The following is a 17176-nucleotide window of genomic DNA, read 5'->3' as shown; positions in this document are numbered from 1 at the left end:
CGAAACTCTCGTGTTCGTTTTGAGCTCAGCGGCATTGGTCAAAACGAACGAAAATTCATCGTGCAGTCGACACCATGCGCACGTGCGGGATTCCAGCGTCCAGGTAATTCTCCCCCACACGAACGAATCCGAAGCGGCCGTACCACTCTTCGAGGTGCGCCTGCGCGGAGAGTTCGACGACCCCGGGATAGGCCTCCAGTGCAGCGTCGATCAGTTCCCCGGCAAGGCCGCGACCCCGCGCCGTTGCCGCGGTCGCGACTCGGCCGATATGGACCGTGTCGTCGACCAGGACTCGAATGGTCGCCAGCACCTCACCGTCGTCGTCCTGCATCCAGAACAACTCCGTCGTCGATAGCAGGTCCGCGCCATCGAGTTCGATGTCATCGACGATGCCTTGCTCGTGCACGAACACCGCGACTCGGAGCGCCATGATCCGGTAGAGGACGGCCTGGTCGACGCTCGCGAGCGGGGAGTGATGAAGAGAGGGCATGAAGAATCCGTTTCGTCGAGGATGGGGCGAACGTCACCGGTGAGCTCGCGCAATGCGGTCAGCGATGTCGGCGATCGTGCGGTGAGCCAGCTGCTTCTGCGTCGTCGGCGGGTACGTCTCGCGATCGAGTACCGCAAGGACCACGATGCCCTCCACCGCGGTGACGATCTCCAAGGCAAACGCGGTGGCGTCAGTATCGGTGACGTCTGTGCCGAGGTCGGCAACGAGACCCGCTATGCGAGTGATCCATTGACGCGTGTTGGTCACGTGTGGATTCCGCAGCTCGGCGTCGGCGATTGCAGCGGCCGCGAATCCTGTGAAGATACGGCCTTCGACAATCCGCTCGTCGTCGAGTGGAAGTACTGAGCAGACAACGGCATACAGCCGTTCCTGCGCGGACTCAAGGTGCTCGGCGGCCTTGTCGGCCCTGGCTGCCGTGCGCTGGAACAGCGTCTGCCGCGCGTGCACCAACATCGCAGACCGTGAGCCGAAGCGGTGCATGATCAAACCGGTCGTACAGCCCGCGCGAGCCGCAACCGCACGCACTGTCGTCGCCTCGATTCCCAACTCCGCGATCGTGTCCCACACGGCCTGCGAAATGCGGCGTCGCGGGTCGTCCACATCGACAGTCACTTGTTCTCACCTCCCCATGCCGTAACACCTGTTACGGACGAGCGTAACAGGTGTTACGGCCAGCCACCCTCGAGAGGCCATCGCAAAGGGTTGCCGAGACACGCAATCCGCTTTACTGTTATTCCGTAATTACGGAATAACAGTCAAGGAGCTCGAGATGCGACGCCTTACCCTGGTTTCGGCAGCCTGCGCGACAGTCCTGTTGATGAGCGGATGTGCCTCCACCGACTCGGACACCGCGGAGGCCGCCACTCCGACGCCGGACAACTGCGCTCCCGTCACCTCGACGGACCTCGCCACGGAGGACGGTTGGCTCGGACTGATCGATCAGGCACCCGACACCGTCAGTCTCGTCATCGACGACGGCCGCGGCAGAACCGTCGAGCATCGCCCCGACCAGGAGCAGATACTCGCATCGGCGATCAAGGTGGTGCATCTCGCCGCCTACGCCCAGGCCGTTGCCGATGGCAGCATCGACCCGAACGAGCAAGTGTCGCTCTCGGATTGGGAGCGATGGTACGTGCCCGGCACCGATGGCAACGCACATCCGAATGCCCTCAATCGCTTGGGAATCGCGAACACCGGCACCAACGCAACCGACCCCAATGCCACGGTCCGCATCGACGACATGGTCTCGGCCATGATCCAGGAAAGCGACAACTCCGTCCCCGACTACCTTCGATACCGACTCGGCGACCGAGCAATCATCGACGCAGCCGCAACCGGAGGGTGGGAGAACTTCGAGGTGCCGAGCCTGGTCGCGGACATTCTGTCCATCTTCGACCCGGCGCTCGCCGACGGGAATCGGTGGGAGACCGCACAGAAGTGGGCATTCGACCCGCAGTTCCGCACGCAGGTCGAGGCGTCCGTGCAACTGCCGACCTTCGAAGACCAGGCCGCCAGAGTGCAGAGCACATTTCGCGGCGCATCGGCCCAACAATTGAATGGAATGTACCGTGCCTTCACGGACGGTACCTACGCCAACGCGTCGGATACCATTCTGCGCCAACTGGAATGGCAACCCGCCGGTGACAGCGTTCTCGGTCTCGGCTTCAAAGGTGGCAGCCTCCCCGGTGTCCTGACCCAGGGATTCGAGTTGCGTCGCAACGACGGGACAGTAGCGACGGCCGTCTGGCTCACCGATGGACTGCCCGCGGACCGATTCGAGCAGGCCATGGCCGGAGCCGGCGCGCAGCAGCAGCTCATCGTCGAGGCGATGCTCTCGCCCGAAGTTCTCGACCGGATAGCCTGCGTGGTGTGAGCGCAGAGTTCGAATCGAGACTGGCAGAGCTGGAGGCCCGCGTCGCCGAGCTGGAACGACGCGACGCTCCCCAGCAGCTCGAGGCCGCCCCGTCTACAGGCGGCATGGTCGCCTACCAAGGCGACGTCCATCTGCATGGCACGGTCCGCTGGGACATCGGCTACTCCCCCGACGCCATCGTGGAATTGCCAGTTCCTTCCGCATCGGAAGTGCTTGCTGCTCTGGGACATCCGGTGCGGTTGCAGATCGTGCGCATTCTGCTCCGCGGTCCGGCGAACGCCGCGGATCTGCACGCGACGGTGGGGGTCGGCTCCTCCGGCCAGATCTATCACCACCTCAAGACGCTGAGCTCGGCCAACATCGTCGAACAGCACGGTCGCGGAGACTACCGAATCGCTGCCAAACGAGTTGTTCCACTGCTGGTTTCGATGCTCGCTGCCGCTGATATCGCGGGCGATCTGGGTACATGACCGCCTCGCGCAGTGGTGGCTGCTACCACCGCGACCTCCCTGCCGGCTCCTTCGGTAGTTCAGGAAACGAGTCGTGCTAACTTTCGTGGCAGTGACACCTGTCACCATCGGAGCACGGGGAGAAGCGACAGTGACACGACGCATAACAGCAGCAGTACTGGGGGTCGCTCTGATGGCGGGAGGGCTGATCGGCACCGGCACTGCCGCGGCGCAACCCGCGCCCGCCACCACGTGGCTGTGCAACCCGAACAAGGCCAGTGACCCGTGCGACCTACTTGGCGACACCGCAGACCTCGGCACCGGCGCGGTGACGCCCGGACCCGCGGCCGTACCGGAGTCCGGCAAGCCCGTCGACTGCTTCTACCTCTACCCCACTGTCACCAACGACGTCGCCCTCAACGCCCCCGGCTACCCCACCCCTGAGGTGGCGTCCATCGCGAGCTTCCAGGCCGCCCGGTTCAACACCCAGTGCCGAGTGTTCGCGCCCGTGTATCGCCAGACCCCGTTGGTCGGGCTTCCTCTTGCATTGGTAGGCGCGGCCGGGCCGTCGATCGATCTGGCCTACTCCGACGTGCGTGCCGCATGGGACAACTACATGGCGACCGAGAACAACGGCCGAGGCGTGATCCTCATCGGCCATTCGCAGGGCACGTTCATGTTGCGCAAGCTCATGCGTGAGACCTTCGATCGAGACGCAGCCTTACGGCAGCAATTGGTCGGAGCGTTCTTGATGGGCGGCAACGTCGAGACGGCTCGCGGCAGTACCACCGGCGGCGACTTCGCCAATATCCCGCTGTGCACCGAGCGCGGCCAATCCGGTTGCGTCGTTGCATATTCCACCAACACCCTGCTGCCGCCGCTCTCGACGTTCGGCAATGCCGAGCTCGACCTGTGGTCTCAGCGATGGGGATTGCCCAGCGGACCGGACTATCAGGTGGCGTGCACCGATCCGGTGGCACTCAGCGGAGACGATCGGCCCGTGGGCATCACCATCCCGAGCGCGCCTTTCGCATTCGGCATCATTTCGATTCTGCTGCAATACACCTCGTTCCCAGAGGCAGTGCCGACGTCCGATTCCACCTGGACAACCAGTCGCGGCCGAGTAGTCGGATCCTGCACCGACGCAGGCGGATACAACCAGTACCACTTGCAATTCGTCGAACCTCAGCCGCTCAACGAGATCCCTCTGCTCGATTCTCATCTGGTCGACATGAATGTCGGCCTGGATCGATTGGTCAGCATCGCCGGTCAGCAAACGACGGCGTGGCAGTCAGCTCGCTGAGCGTCGGTAAGAATCACGGAACCAACAGCACTCCCAATCCGGGGATGATCGCATTCGACGCATCGGGATGCTGACGGTTGTGGGTGACCGTCACGACCACCGGTCCCGCGCCGGTCTGCGCTGTCACCTCCACGGGCAGTCTGTACCCCAGTAGGTCGCCTTGATTGGCCGGCTGGGTGCGATCGACCTCGTCGTTCCAATGCCTCACATCGACAGCACCGACAGCCCCCGTGGACAGGTTGCGCCAGTTGACCGTCAGAAATCGATACTCGAACTGGTAGTAGTACGGCCGGATGTCGGCGGCAGCGAAGCGCACCTCACCCGGCTTCTCGCCGACCACCGCACGGATCGGAATCGTCTGGACGATTCCACCGGGCACGCCAACCGGGGCGAATTCCGGCCCGGTGACGACGGGTACCTGAAGTACCGACTCCTGCGGCGCAGCGGTCGCGGTTCCAGCAGCCGTGCCGAAGACCAGGGGGACGGTCAGAGCCAGAGCGGCGACACCACATCGGATCGATTTCCGCATCGAAGTTCCTTTCGCAAGAACGATCAGGGCACGTAGATCAGGCCTTTGCCCGGGATCAGCGTGTCGGCGTAGGGCTCGCCGTAGTAGTAGTCGCGATAGTGCGTCACCGTGATTTCGACCCACCCGCTGCCCGTGGGCAAAGCTACTTCGAGCGGGTACTGCTCACCCTGTAGCGGCGGCAGGTCGTTGGGCGGGCCCGGGTTGGGGGTCTCCTGCCAGTGCCTCAGCCCCACACTCCCACGGAATCCGATGTCCCAGTTCCGCCAGCTCACACCGAGGCTCCGGTACGGATACTGGTCCGCGTACGGCGCGATGTTCGCCGCCGACAGCAGCAGAACTCCAGGCTCGGTACCGACCGTGGCCTTCATCGGAATGGTCTGGAACAGCCCACCGGGCACGGCACCCGGTGCTATCTGGAAGCCGGTCACCACCGGGATCGGGAGCAGCGTGGTCTGCGGCGCTGCCACGGCCGTTCCTGTGCCGATGCCGAGCATCAGCGGAATGGTCAGTGCTATCGATATGACCGCTCGCCGCAACGAATTTCGCATACAGCACGCCTTTCGATCATGTGGCACAACGAGATATCAAATCACCTGTGACATCGAACAGAAACCCTGGGTTGAACCTGAAACATCAAGTGGTTCTTGAGTCTTTCCCCGCCCCACCCTCGCAGCCCCAGCGACAAATGGACCGCTCGTATACCGATTCGTGACGGGGTCGTGACACGAAAGACGTTAACAGACCACTTGGCCCGTTCGATTTCAATATCGAGGGTGATGCACTCCGCAGCCACCGGTGAGGACGAAACGAATGAGGCAAGTCCGCAAAATCGTGGCCACGTGCGCACTGATCGCAGCAACCACTCTTGCAGCCACGGCCTGCGGATCCGAGGAACCGGCCGGCACCGAGTCCGCGCTCAGTACCAGCGCAGCCGCTGCTCCGACGGCAAACGGCTACACCGATTCCGACGGTGGCAACGGACCGGGTGGCACCGCACAAGCCCCCGTTGTGGTCACACCGGCACCGGAAATTCCCACCGCCGCGGGCACGCCAGCCGTGCCGCCCGCACCGAATCGCGACGATGTCAACGTCGATGCCCGCGATTTCGAGCGGGGCGGAGGGTACTTCTTCACCTCCCCCAGCGGAAATGTGTTCTGCGCCTTCAACTCGTCCAATGCACCCGGAACCATCGTGGGCTGCCAAGTTCGATACTCGGTGCCGGGCAACACCGGCCGAGAGTGCCTCAACACGGCAAACAACACCTACGGAGTGCAGATTCAGCAGACCGGCGAGGTTCGGCAGATCTGCACCAACCAGGGAATTTTCGTCGGTCAAGACACCCGGGTTCTGGAATACGGGCAGGTCATCGGCGTGACGGGCACATTCTGCCGCTCCACCGAAGCCGGCATCACCTGCTACAACGGCGACCGAGGGTTCATGATCTCGCGCGACGTCAACCTCGCATTCTGATGAAGGAGCTCCGAATGATTCGCAAGTTCGCGCTGGCCGCAGTACTCACCACAGCTGCCCTGACGGCATGCGGGAGTCAGGAAGCCCCTGCCGCCGATTCAGCCCCCACCGCCAGCGTCGCCGCGCAGATACCCGCGCCTCCGCAGGTGACCATCGCGGCACCGTCGAACACCGGCGGCGATGACTCCGACGCATCAGCCGAAGCCCCCGCCACATCCAGTCCGAAGGGTGCCGATCCGGCGAACAACACCGCCCCCATCACCCCCGTGGACACGTCCCCGTACTCAGTACATGGCAATGAGGTCGCCTGGAAGTCCCCGTCGGGCAACATCCATTGCAAAATCGGCTCCGGCCCATTCTCATCAGGATGTCAATCTGCGGTTGCACCCGTACCGGACGGCTCCGGAGATGATTGCGCTCCGAACACCACGTTCACCGTCGACATGCTGTCCAAGGGCTTCTACCTCGATCCCGGAAAGGTGACACCCACCTGCTTCAACCAGGGAGTGTTTGCTTTCGAGGATGCGAAAGCCCTGGAGTACAACACATCCATCACGTTCAACGGCTTCACCTGCTTCTCCCGCGTCGAAGCGATGATCTGCGACGCGGGCGGCGGACACGGCTTCGTGTTGTCGATGCAGCAGGCGACGTCCAACTGATGCCAGGAAACAGGATGCGCACCGCAATGGTCTCCGCAGCGGCCATCACGTGTGCCGGGTTGGCCCTGATTGGATGTAGCAGTTCGACCTCACCGACGGACGCGATGCCGTCTGTCATCCCCACTGTGGTCGTGGGTGCGCCAACGGAATCGGCCGCCGCAGCGCCACAACCGTCGATCGTCCAGCCGCCGAGTGCTATAGAGCCCGAATCCGGTTCTGCAACAATGCCATCGCTCGACTCCGCCCCGATCACCCCCGTCGATCCGGCCCGCTACTCTGCGATCAACGGCGAAGTCGGTTGGAAGTCACCGTCGGGCAACATCCATTGCAAGCTCGGATCCACCGAGTTCTCCTCGGGATGCCAAGCCACCGACGCACCGGTGCCCGACGGCGCGGACTGCGACAAGCCGCCGTTCTCGGCCGACGAGATGAGCAAGGGCTTCTTCCTGGACCCGGGCAGGGTGACGCCGATGTGCTTCAACCAGGGCGCATTCGGAGTCGAGAACGCACAGCCGTTGGCCTACAACACATCCATTACGTTCGACGGCTACACCTGCTACTCCCGGGTCGAGGCAATGATATGCGACGCGGGCGGCGGACACGGATTTGTACTCTCGATCCAGCAGGCAACCTGGAACTGACAGCTACACCCGACGCGCCGGAACGGTGATTCCACGCGCGTCGAGGATGGGACGCACCCCCTCGGCGAAGTGGTACGCCTCCTCCAGGTGCGGGTAGCCCGAGAGAATGAACTCGTCGAACCCGGCGTCGTGGTATTCGCCGATCAGATTCGCGACCTCCTCGTGCGAACCGACCAGCGCCGTCCCAGCGCCGCCGCGCACGAGTCCGACACCGGCCCACAGGTTCGGGTAGATCTCGAGCGAGTCCTTGCTGCCGCCGTGCAGTGCAGCCATCCTGCGTTGCCCCTCGGACTGCGACGACGAATGCAGCCGATGAGCCTCGGCCACTTGCTCTTCGGGGAGCTCGTCGAGAAGCTTCTGCGCGACTGCCCAGGCCTCCTCCGAGGTGTCGCGGCTGATGGTGTGCAGGCGGATGCCGTACGTGAGCTTGCGTCCCTCTGCATCCGCGAGGGCCTGCACCCGCTCAATCTTGGCGCGAGCATCGGCAGGCGGCTCGCCCCACGTCAGATACGTCTGTACATGCTTCGCCGCGACGGCGAGGGCGGGCTCGGACGAACCACCGAACCAGAACTCGGGCACCGGATCCGGTGCTTCGGACACCCGGGCGTCGGCGACCTTGAAGAACTCACCCTCGTGATCGACCGAGGTCTCGGTCCAGATCCGATGAACGAGTCCGAGGAACTCATCGGTGCGGGCGTATCGCCGATCGTGGTCGATCCAGTCACCGAAGCGCCTCTGTTCGACGTCGTCGCCACCGGTGACGATGTTGAACAACACGCGACCTTCCGAGAATCGTTGCAGCGTCGCCGCCTGCTGCGCCGCCAACGTGGGCGGAGTGAGACCGGGCCGGAACGCAACAAGGAACTTCAGCCGTCGGGTGCTCTGCAGGAGAGCGGCCGTGGTCAACCACGCGTCCTCGCACCAGGTTCCAGTCGGGGTCAGCACACCCTCGAAGTCGAGTCGGTCCGCAGCCTGAGCGACCTCGGTGAGATAGCGCAACGACGGTCGACGAAACCCCGCTGGTTCCCGGAGGTTGCCGGACGCATGGGATGCGCCGACGATGGAGCGGCCGTCGCCTGCGGTGGGAAGAAACCAGAAAATGCGTGCGGTCACGAGTGAAACTCCTACGCCGTGGTGGGTTGTCAGTTGGTGGACGCGCTCGCGTCGGCGATGGCGTCGTTGTAACGCGTGTCGACGAAGTCCGCGAACTTGTTGCCGCCAGGGATGCTTCCACTCTCGACGAACGTGTCGAAGAGCTGCTGCTCGGACTCGATCACGCTGTCGTCCAGAGCAATTGCGGGTCGCTGACTTCGACCCTGTGCCAATTCACCTGCAGCCGGGTCGATGCCGACAGCGGCGGAGTAGGCCGCCGCCCACTCGGCGGGATTGGCATTCGCCCATGCGGACGCCTTGGCCAGACGAACCACGAAGTCCTGCAGGGCAGTGTTTTTCGCAGGATCGTCCAGCGCCTGCTGCGACGCGATACCGAATCCGTAGCCGTTGGCGACGCCCTCGGCGGTGGTCAGTGTCTTCGAGCCGTTCTGAACCTGCGCGATCGCGGTGAACGGATCCCAGATCGCCCAGGCATCGACCTCACCCGAGGTGAATGCCGTCAGCGCATCGGCCGGCTGAAGGAAGATCAGCTGAACGTCGTCGGTGGTCAATCCGGCCTTCTGCAACTGCAGCAGCACATGGCCGTGCGCCGAACTTCCCTTGCCCACTGCGATCTTCTTGCCTCGCAGGTCGGCGAACGACGTGAGAGTCGAATCGGCGGGCACAAGGATCTGATCGCCGCTCGCATCGTTGCTGTAGGCGGAGACGACCTTGATGCGGGCATTTGCTGCGACTCCGAAAACCGGCGGAGTGTTACCCGTGACGGCGAAGTCGATCTGGCCTGCCGTCGCGGCCTCCACCTGGGGCGGGCCGGAGGTGAAGGTGGAGAACGCGACATCGTAAGGCGCAGAGTCCAGCTCCCCCGATGCTCGGAGCAACGCCTCGGTGCCGCCTTTCTGGTCACCGACGTCGAGTGTCACGGTGGCGAGCTGATCGTTCGAGACGAGGGCCGGTGCTTCGGCGGTCGCAGTGTCGCTGCCGCGGGAGACGCAACCGGTAAGTCCGACAACCGTCAACGACAGGGCGGCGAGCACCCCGAGAGCGCGCAGAGATCGAGGTCGTGTGTAAGAAGACATGCGTGAAAGATCCTTCGTATTAGAGTAATCGAGGCTCAGTGAACGCCGAGGGCACCGAGTAGATGGGTGCGGATGCGGGAAAAACCGGCTGTTCCCCGGTCGCGGGGACGCGGTAGGTCGACTGTGACGGTATCGACCACTGCACCCCCGTCGAGCACCAATACCCTGTCCCCCAACGCGATCGCCTCGTCGACGTCATGCGTGACGAGCAGGACGCCGAAGCGGTGCCGGCTCCACAGATCGAGCAGGAGAGACTGCATGGACAGCCGCGTGAGCGCATCGAGCGCTCCGAACGGTTCGTCGAGCAGCAGCAATTCCGGCTCTCCGACCAACGCCCGCGCCAACGCTGCACGTTGGGCTTGGCCACCGGACAGCGTCAGCGGCCATGCGTCCCGCTTGTCGGCGAGCCCCACCTCGTCGAGGGTCGCATCCGCCGCTGTCAACGCGTCGCTCCCTGTCACGCCTGCGGTGTTGAGCCCGTAGGACACGTTCTGGCGGACCGATCGCCACGGAAACAACCGTGGTTCCTGGAACGCCACCGCGGGGTGCCCGGCGACGCGCCGCTCCCCCGTGTGGTCGGTCGACAGACCGGCGAGAATGCGCAGGATCGTCGACTTGCCGGAGCCGGATCGTCCGACCAGCGAGACGATCTCGCCGCGTTCGATGGACAGGTCGACGGCCTGGAGAACATGGCTGGAACCGTAGAACTTGTCGATCCCGCGCAGGGTGGCAACGGAAGTCGTCGTCGTGGTCATGGTTCAGACGTCCAATCGGTAACGGAGGGCGCGTTTTTCGAGAACTCGAACGATGCCGTCGGTGGCGATACCCATCAGTGCGTAGACGACGAGACCGAAGATGATGGTGTCGACTCGGAGGAAGTCGCGCGCGTTGTTGATGATGTAGCCGATTCCCGACTCGGCATTGATCTGCTCGGCCACGATCAGCGACAACCAGGCGATGGCCAGCGATTGACGAAATCCGACCAGCAATTGGGGAGCGATGCTCGGCAGAATGATCGTGGTGAACCGCTGACGCCACGAGAACCCGAGCACGACGGCCGTGTCGAGGAAGTTGCGATCGATCTGACGGATCGCCGAAAACGTGTTCAGGTACAACGGAAATGCGACACCGAGGGCGACCAACAGGATCTTCGGTGTCTCCCCGATCCCGAACCACAGGATGAACAGCGGGATCAGACCGAGATGCGGTAGGGCGCGCAGCATCTGCAACGGCGGATCGACGGTGGCCTCCGCGAGTTTCGACAGTCCGACGAGTGCTCCGAGCGCGATCCCTATGACGCCGCCCAGAACAAGGCCCTGCACCACTCGCGTTCCGGACACTGCCAGAGCTTCTGCCAGCTGACCGTTGCGAATCAGCTCCAGCCCGGCGTCGAAAATGAGGGACGGCGCGGGCAGAACTCGTTCGGAGATGACCCCGGCAGCACTGCCGATCTGCCACAGGACGAGCAGGACGACGGGTGACAGGGCCCGCAGGACGGTCCATCGGTATCGCTGCCACACCGACGCTTTCGTCGAGACGAGTGCGGGGCCGATGTCGGGGGCGTCGATGTCACGCGTGTTCACGGGTCCCGCGGGAGCGTACGACGTCACGACCATGGGTACAGGCCTTCCGGTTGGATGAGTGCAAGTTCGACTACTCACCATCGGTCACACCGGGGTTCGGGGCCAGGGTTCGAATCAGCGTGAATCTTGGTCGGGCAGGATTGCTCTCATGATTGTCGAGCCCATCCACACCGAGCGCCTGACGCTGCGTCTGTACCAACCCACCGACGCAGACGCAATTCTCGCGTACTACAGCGATCCCGAGGTCTGTCGCTACCTTCTGCACGACGCGTGGACCCACGCCGATGCTGTTGTGGCCGTGGGTAAGCGGATGAAGCGAATCGGACTGCACACCCAGGCACTTGCGATGGTCGTCGAATACGAGGGAACCGTGGTGGGCAACGTCGAGGCCTGGTTGATCGACGGGTCACCGGCCCTCGTCGAACTCGGCTGGACGTTCTCCCCCGCTGTGGCCGGCCGCGGCTACGCCACCGAGGCGGTGAAGGCGTTGATCGAGCACGTGTTCTCGCTACCCCAGATCCATCGCGTCAGCGCACAGCTGGACGGTCGCAACGATGCCTCGGCCCGCCTCGCGCGACGCGTCGGAATGCGACAGGAGGCGCACTTTCGACAGAACTGGTGGTGCAAGGGCGAGTGGACCGACACCCTCGTCTTCGCCCTGCTTCGTGACGACAAGCGAGCGACCTGACTCGTTCACCTCACGACCACCTGCCCGTCGGTTCCGCGACACCGACCGGTGACCCACGGGCTGCATTGTCGGAGAACTTCACTCGAACTCATAGGAGTTTCACGAATGGCCTCGCGTCGTAGCACTGCCCTGCTGGGCACACTCGCACTCATCACTGTCATGTCTGCCTCGATGGGCGGCGTAGCCACTGCCGCGCCGTCGAGGACGGTGTCGCCGTTGTGCCAGGTCGCAGACCTGCTCCCCACCGGATCCTCCGCGGGCCTCGGCTACCAGTGTGCCGAAGCAGGAGAGCTTCTCGATCTTCCGATCGGCGAGGTACGCGCGACGCAACCGTCGCTCGGATACGACGAGGTGTACTACAAGCTCGGCCGCTACACGCTCGGCAAAGACGAGATCAACAAGAAGTTCGACGACTGGTGCGAGGCCAACGGCCAGGAAGAGGCCGCATCGGCGTTGCCTGACGCGCGACTCGACAATCCGTCCTCGTTCACCTGCACCGTCCCCGTCGGCCAGGAAACGCCCGAGACCATCGCGCCCATGAAGACCGTCGTCATCGGTCCGGGCGGCGTGCCGTACCTGACCGACGGACACCACACGCTGACGTCCTTCTACGAGACGGCCGATGGCGGCCCGAACCTGCATCTGCGGCTGCGGGTGGTCGCGAACCTCAGTGACCTGAGTACCGCGGACTTCTGGGCGCGGATGAAAGCGGAGAAGTGGGTGTGGAATTACGACGTCGACGGAAACGAGGTTCCGGTCGAGCAGCTCCCGTCGGGAGTGGGCCTCGCCAAGTTCCAGAACGACGAGTACCGCAGCCTGACGTACTTCGCCCGTGATATCGGCTTCACGCCCGGGACGATCCCGTTCCAGGAATTCTATTGGGGTGCATGGGTTCGCGACTCCGGCGCAGTCGACATCAGCGGATGGGACGTGAACAATTTGGGGAGCTACCTGAGCGCTGTCGAGTCGGTCTCCCGCGCCCAGGTCGCGGCCCCCAAAGACGCGGTGATCGACAGTGGCCGAACCGCAGCAGAACTCGGCGCACTGGGCGCGTGGAACGACGGCAAGGCAGCCACCAAGGGCGAATTCGGGAAGCTTTCGGTGCCGTACGCGAACGACAAGCCCGGCAAACTGGCATACGCCCTGCAATACAAGATGGGACTGCCGCGGTAGTTCCGATTCAGGTCGCCGGGCCGCGTCGGAAACTCACCACCGATGCAGTCACCCCCATCATGCATGCGATTCCCAGCGGCACCAGTAGGGCCTGTGCCCAGTCGAGGTGAACACCTACTGGGCTGCCTGTGGTGTTCGATAGACCGGCTGCCATCTCGTGTAGCGGCACGAGGGTACAGAGCGCACCGAGCAGCACGCCGCATGCGCCGGCGACGACAGCCTCGATGACCACCACTCCGCTGATTTGCCGTTTGGTGGCACCGGAGCGCGCCAGTGTGCGCACTTGGGTCTGCCGATGCCGCATGGACATCGCGATCGTGATGGATGCTGCCAGTACGGCGTAGCTGACAGCGACTGCAACGAAGGTCATGACGTAGCGATTGAGCAGAGTCAGGTCCTTGTCGTAGCGGGTCGAAGACCAGGTGATCGCATCCATGACTCGGGTGCCCGCGGGGGGCTCGACGGAGGCCTGAACAGATGACGAGCGCACGAACACCTCGTCCGCCACGGCCGAGGGGTCATGGAGACGAATGATGCCCTCGGACAGCGCCACCCCAGGATGCTCACCCCTCGGCTCGTCCACGATCGACGTGATCGTCGGGTTGAGGTCCGCCCCATCCGCCATCACCAGCGCAACGGAGTCGCCTGTTTGCCAACCATTCTCGTCGGCCAAGTATCTGGGCACCTCGAAGCCGGTGGGCTCGGCCACGCTCGGAAGTGCCGTGACGGGAAGCACGACAGTGGATCCCGGAACGACAAGTCGAGCTCGACTGGATATCCCGACCTCGATGACGTCGTACTTCTCGAACGCTCGGGATACTTGGTCAGCCGTCAGGTAATCGCCATCGGACACCACCACCGACTGGCCCTGTATCTGATTTGCGGTTTCCGCAGGGTAGGCGATTCGCATCGTGGGAATGAATCCACTGGCCAGGATGGCGAGTGCCGCCGCGATGATCGCCGGCGCAGCGATCGAAGCAGACCGGCGCGGGTTCGTGGTGACCTCGGCGCTGCCGACCATGAGAGGGGCGGAGGGCCGGATCCGCCAAGGCAGCCACAGCAGGATTCGTGCCAGTCGAGGCACCAGTATCGGTGCGAGACATGCGGCAGCGATGGCAGCAGTGAGAGCGATAACGATCGCCATCAACACCGAGTCCAGACCCGGCATCGTGCGGCCTGCAATCACCTCGATCACGACGAGCGCGGCCAATGCGGTTCCACCGAGCGAACGCAGCCGCCCGCGGTCCTTGCGTGGACGAGTCGACTCGGGGCGCATCGCCGCCAGCGGGCTCACCCGCGACGCGCTCACCGCCGAGATAGCTGCTCCGATCACGGCGATGGCGATACCGCCCAGTGCCGTTGCCAAAGCAGTGGGCCAGTCGACCGTCACACCGAGTCCGGCCGGCAGAATCCCCCACGATCGCAACATGGCGGCCAATGGCACCGTCGCCAGCACCCCCGCCGCAGCTCCCGCGACCGATCCCACCGTTCCCAGCAACGCGGCTTCCAAGAGCACCACGCGGCGCAACTGCTTCGGCAGCGCTCCGGTTGCGCGAAGGAGACCGAATTCCTGGGTGCGCTCGTCGACCGCGAACTTCGAGGTGACCGCAACGACGAACAGACTCACAACCAACGACGCGAGGGCCAGCCCCGTCAAGAACTGACTGCTCAGATAGCGGCTCTTCGCGATCGAGTCATCCTGCAGGGCACGGCGATCGGTCACCACCTCGCCACCGAACTGCGCCGCGACCGCCTGCACCGAGGCTTCTGCCGACTGATCGGTGACCTGAATACCGAGGAGGCTGGCGGCGGGGGCCAACTGCGCGGCGGTAGCGTCGTCGAAGTAGACGCCAGGACCGTCGGTGGTACCGGCGACTGTCACCTCGAAATCGCCCTGTGCGGTCCGAAGAGTGACCCGTTCGCAAACAGAGGCACCGAACTCCGGCCCGAGCGCAATCTCCGACGCCTGCTGCGGTTGATCACCGGAAATCAATCGATAGGGAGCCAGCGACGTGCTCGACCACCCATGCCCGGCGACCTGTGGATCCGCACTCGGCAGCGCTCCGGACGGAGTAACGATCTGCGCGAGGAAGCTACGGTCCGCCACGACATCGCTGATCCCCGGGATCGAGCGGATCTGCTGCGTCAGCTGAGCGAGCCGGTCTCCGCCCCACGCGCTGCGGTCACCCGCCTGTCCCAGCACATTCGTTGCTCGTTCGCCGGCGACCACCAACGACGCCCCTTGTAGCCGCTCGGGTGGCTGCGGTCCTGCGGCAGCCATCACTTGTGCAGAGGCAGTGGTGATCAGAACGCCGACGAACACCGCCAGCAGTACCCCCAGCGCGGCCGTGATCCGGCGTCGGAAGGACGCCAATGCCCATGTGATCATGCTCTGAACTCGGCCATCCGAGCAGCGATCTGGGCGGCGGTCCGGTTATCGCCCGGGAGGCCCCGACGGTGCTGTAGATCGTCGACCACTTTCCCGTCACGGAGAAACAACACTCGATCGGCGAACGACGCCGCTGTCGGATCGTGGGTCACCATCACCACGGTCTGGCCCTCGTGATCGACGACGCTGCGCAGCAGTTCCAGGACCGACTGCGAGCCGGCGGAGTCCAATGCGCCCGTGGGCTCGTCCGCGAACACCACTTCAGGCTCGGATACCAGGGCCCGAGCTAGCGCAACCCGTTGCTGCTGGCCGCCGGACAGCTGGGACGGCCGATGATGCATCCGATCCCCCAGCCCGACCCTCGTCAGTCCTGCGATGATTCTGGAACGCTCAGGCTTGCGTCCGGCAAGCCGCAGAGGCAGCTCGAGATTCTGGATCGCCGTCAGCGAATCGATGAGGTTGTAGGACTGAAAAACGAACCCCACCTTGGATCGGCGCAGGAGGGTCCGTGCCTGCTCGCTGAGGGATCCCACCTCCACGTCGCCTATGAAAGTTTCCCCGCCGTCCAATCGGTCGAGCCCCGCAGCACACTGCAGTAGCGTGGATTTGCCCGATCCCGATGGGCCCATCACCGCGGTGAAAGTTCTGCGATGAAAGTCGACACTGAGGTCGTTCAATGCGTTGACGGTCTCGTCGCCCAGGTCGTATCGGCGACGCGCGCTACGCACCCGAACCGCAGGCTGCTCACTGGGGGTCTGATCGATGCTGTTGTCCATGACCTTCAGCGAAGCGGATCGATGGTGCCTTCGGTACGCGGAAACGCGCACACTTTCGTTGCGGAAAACCGCAAGGAGATGAGAGCGCGCCGATCCGTCTCGCCCTGAGTAGCGGAGAGCGGAGATAGTGTTCTCGGGATTCTCTCGGTTCATCTCTGCGCCCTTGTCATCCCGCTCGGTATGCAGTGTGATCGGTCAGCCGGGCCTGGCGGCGAGACCGCAACCGCATTGCCACGAATACGACGAGCGCGACTGCGATCGACACCACGACGATCTTCTGCAGGATTTCGGCGTAGGCGTCGACCAGATGCCAATTCTCACCGAGTTGGTATCCCGCAGTGACGAATACGGTGTTCCAGATCAGGCTGCCGAGTGTGGTGAGTACGAGAAATTTCACCATTCCCATTCGCTCGATTCCCGCAGGCAAAGAGATGAAGCTGCGGAACAGCGGGACCATACGGCCGAGAAACACTGCCTTCGAGCCGTGCTTGGCGAACCACGCCTCAGTTCGGTCGAAGTCCGTGGCCTTGATCAGCGGGATGCGAACCACCAGCGCCCGTGTGCGCTCGCGCCCGATGAGCGCGCCCACCGCGTAGACGATGATCGCGCCCAGCACCGAGCCGAGCGTCGTCCAGAAGAGCGCGGCACCGAACGAGAAGACACCCTGACTGGCCGAGAAACCGGCAAGCGGCAGAACGAGTTCACTCGGGATCGGTGGGAACAAGTTGTCGGCGCCGACGACGACGGCGGCACCGGGGCCACCGAGCGCGTCCATCACGCCGACCGCCCAACCAGCCAGCCCATCGAGTGGCTCGGTGTCAGCAGCTGCAGCAATCAACAAGTCCGACATAGTAATTCCCCTGTTCGTTGGTGACCTCTCCGGTCGGGAAGGTCATTGGAAACGTTAGAAACTCTTCGAGTCGGGGACATCGAGGAAAGCCGT

The 17176-nt window shown here is 63.9% G+C and carries 19 protein-coding genes; 8 read left to right on the top strand and 11 right to left on the bottom strand.

Annotated elements, in window-relative coordinates:
- Positions 1-55: 55 nt before the first annotated feature.
- Both ACNEOT_RS23330 and ACNEOT_RS23325 read right to left on the bottom strand, forming a co-directional pair.
- A complete protein-coding gene (locus tag ACNEOT_RS23330; RefSeq protein WP_415977023.1) occupies positions 56-490 on the bottom strand; it encodes a GNAT family N-acetyltransferase in 435 nt (144 codons plus the stop codon).
- A 33-nt stretch (positions 491-523) separates the two neighbouring features.
- Entirely contained in the window at positions 524-1123 is a 600-nt protein-coding gene (locus ACNEOT_RS23325; protein ID WP_415977022.1) for a TetR/AcrR family transcriptional regulator, read from the bottom strand.
- Between the two features lie 157 nt (positions 1124-1280).
- Here ACNEOT_RS23325 and ACNEOT_RS23320 point away from each other — a divergent pair, with 157 nt between their 5' ends.
- The 3 genes from ACNEOT_RS23320 (at position 1281) to ACNEOT_RS23310 (ending at position 4136) form a co-directional block, all read left to right on the top strand.
- Positions 1281-2384, top strand: coding sequence for a serine hydrolase (locus ACNEOT_RS23320; RefSeq protein ID WP_415977021.1), 1104 nt, complete (start codon positions 1281-1283; stop codon positions 2382-2384).
- Entirely contained in the window at positions 2381-2854 is a 474-nt protein-coding gene (locus tag ACNEOT_RS23315) for an ArsR/SmtB family transcription factor (protein ID WP_415977020.1), read from the top strand. Before ACNEOT_RS23320 ends, ACNEOT_RS23315 begins: the two co-directional genes overlap by 4 nt.
- A 130-nt stretch (positions 2855-2984) precedes the next feature.
- Positions 2985-4136, top strand: a complete 1152-nt coding sequence (locus ACNEOT_RS23310; protein WP_415977018.1) for a DUF3089 domain-containing protein — start codon at positions 2985-2987, stop codon at positions 4134-4136.
- Positions 4137-4149: 13 nt separating this feature from the next.
- On the opposite strand, the gene ACNEOT_RS23305 is transcribed toward ACNEOT_RS23310, so the two are convergent.
- The gene (locus ACNEOT_RS23305; RefSeq protein WP_415977016.1) at positions 4150-4665 is read right to left on the bottom strand and encodes a hypothetical protein; all 516 of its coding nucleotides are present in this window, start codon (positions 4663-4665) and stop codon (positions 4150-4152) included.
- Positions 4666-4688: 23 nt separating this feature from the next.
- Complete coding sequence (locus ACNEOT_RS23300) at positions 4689-5213, bottom strand: hypothetical protein (protein ID WP_415977015.1); 525 nt, start codon at positions 5211-5213, stop codon at positions 4689-4691.
- Positions 5214-5475: 262 nt separating this feature from the next.
- Between ACNEOT_RS23300 and ACNEOT_RS23295 the strand changes: the two genes are divergently transcribed.
- The 3 genes from ACNEOT_RS23295 to ACNEOT_RS23285 all read left to right on the top strand — a co-directional run bounded on the left by ACNEOT_RS23295 (position 5476) and on the right by ACNEOT_RS23285 (position 7435).
- Entirely contained in the window at positions 5476-6135 is a 660-nt protein-coding gene (locus tag ACNEOT_RS23295; RefSeq protein ID WP_415977014.1) for a hypothetical protein, read from the top strand.
- A gap of 14 nt (positions 6136-6149) precedes the next feature.
- A complete protein-coding gene (locus ACNEOT_RS23290; protein ID WP_415977012.1) occupies positions 6150-6794 on the top strand; it encodes a hypothetical protein in 645 nt (214 codons plus the stop codon).
- Between the two features lie 224 nt (positions 6795-7018).
- On the top strand, positions 7019-7435 hold the full coding sequence (locus ACNEOT_RS23285; RefSeq protein WP_415977011.1) for a hypothetical protein: 417 nt from the start codon (positions 7019-7021) through the stop codon (positions 7433-7435).
- A gap of 3 nt (positions 7436-7438) precedes the next feature.
- On the opposite strand, the gene ACNEOT_RS23280 is transcribed toward ACNEOT_RS23285, so the two are convergent.
- The 4 genes from ACNEOT_RS23280 to ACNEOT_RS23265 are packed head-to-tail and all read right to left on the bottom strand — an operon-like array spanning position 7439 to position 11240.
- Positions 7439-8548 carry an LLM class flavin-dependent oxidoreductase gene (locus tag ACNEOT_RS23280; protein WP_415977010.1) on the bottom strand — a complete coding sequence of 370 codons (1110 nt, stop codon included), beginning with the start codon at positions 8546-8548 and terminating at the stop codon, positions 7439-7441.
- A 29-nt stretch (positions 8549-8577) separates the two neighbouring features.
- A complete protein-coding gene (locus ACNEOT_RS23275; RefSeq protein WP_415977008.1) occupies positions 8578-9624 on the bottom strand; it encodes an ABC transporter substrate-binding protein in 1047 nt (348 codons plus the stop codon).
- A 35-nt stretch (positions 9625-9659) separates the two neighbouring features.
- Positions 9660-10379: an ABC transporter ATP-binding protein gene (locus tag ACNEOT_RS23270; protein WP_415977006.1), complete on the bottom strand. Its 720-nt coding sequence runs from the start codon at positions 10377-10379 to the stop codon at positions 9660-9662.
- 3 nt (positions 10380-10382) lie between these two features.
- On the bottom strand, positions 10383-11240 hold the full coding sequence (locus ACNEOT_RS23265; protein ID WP_415977005.1) for an ABC transporter permease: 858 nt from the start codon (positions 11238-11240) through the stop codon (positions 10383-10385).
- A 115-nt stretch (positions 11241-11355) separates the two neighbouring features.
- Between ACNEOT_RS23265 and ACNEOT_RS23260 the strand changes: the two genes are divergently transcribed.
- A complete protein-coding gene (locus ACNEOT_RS23260) occupies positions 11356-11895 on the top strand; it encodes a GNAT family N-acetyltransferase (RefSeq protein ID WP_415977004.1) in 540 nt (179 codons plus the stop codon).
- A gap of 105 nt (positions 11896-12000) precedes the next feature.
- A complete protein-coding gene (locus ACNEOT_RS23255; RefSeq protein ID WP_415977002.1) occupies positions 12001-13068 on the top strand; it encodes a ParB/Srx family N-terminal domain-containing protein in 1068 nt (355 codons plus the stop codon).
- Between the two features lie 7 nt (positions 13069-13075).
- Here ACNEOT_RS23255 and ACNEOT_RS23250 read toward each other — a convergent pair whose 3' ends face one another.
- From ACNEOT_RS23250 to ACNEOT_RS23240, 3 genes are all read right to left on the bottom strand, one after another.
- Positions 13076-15457 (bottom strand): FtsX-like permease family protein, encoded by a 2382-nt coding sequence (locus tag ACNEOT_RS23250; protein WP_415977001.1) that lies wholly within the window; start codon positions 15455-15457, stop codon positions 13076-13078.
- Entirely contained in the window at positions 15454-16233 is a 780-nt protein-coding gene (locus tag ACNEOT_RS23245) for an ABC transporter ATP-binding protein (RefSeq protein WP_415977000.1), read from the bottom strand. The genes ACNEOT_RS23250 and ACNEOT_RS23245 overlap by 4 nt, the downstream gene beginning before the upstream one ends.
- 166 nt (positions 16234-16399) lie before the next feature.
- Positions 16400-17083 (bottom strand): DedA family protein, encoded by a 684-nt coding sequence (locus ACNEOT_RS23240; protein ID WP_415976999.1) that lies wholly within the window; start codon positions 17081-17083, stop codon positions 16400-16402.
- Positions 17084-17176: the final 93 nt, after the last annotated feature.

The organism is Rhodococcus sp. 077-4 (assembly GCF_047782425.1).
Lineage (GTDB): Bacteria > Actinomycetota > Actinomycetes > Mycobacteriales > Mycobacteriaceae > Rhodococcoides.
This window is presented reverse-complemented; position numbering and strand designations above follow the sequence as displayed.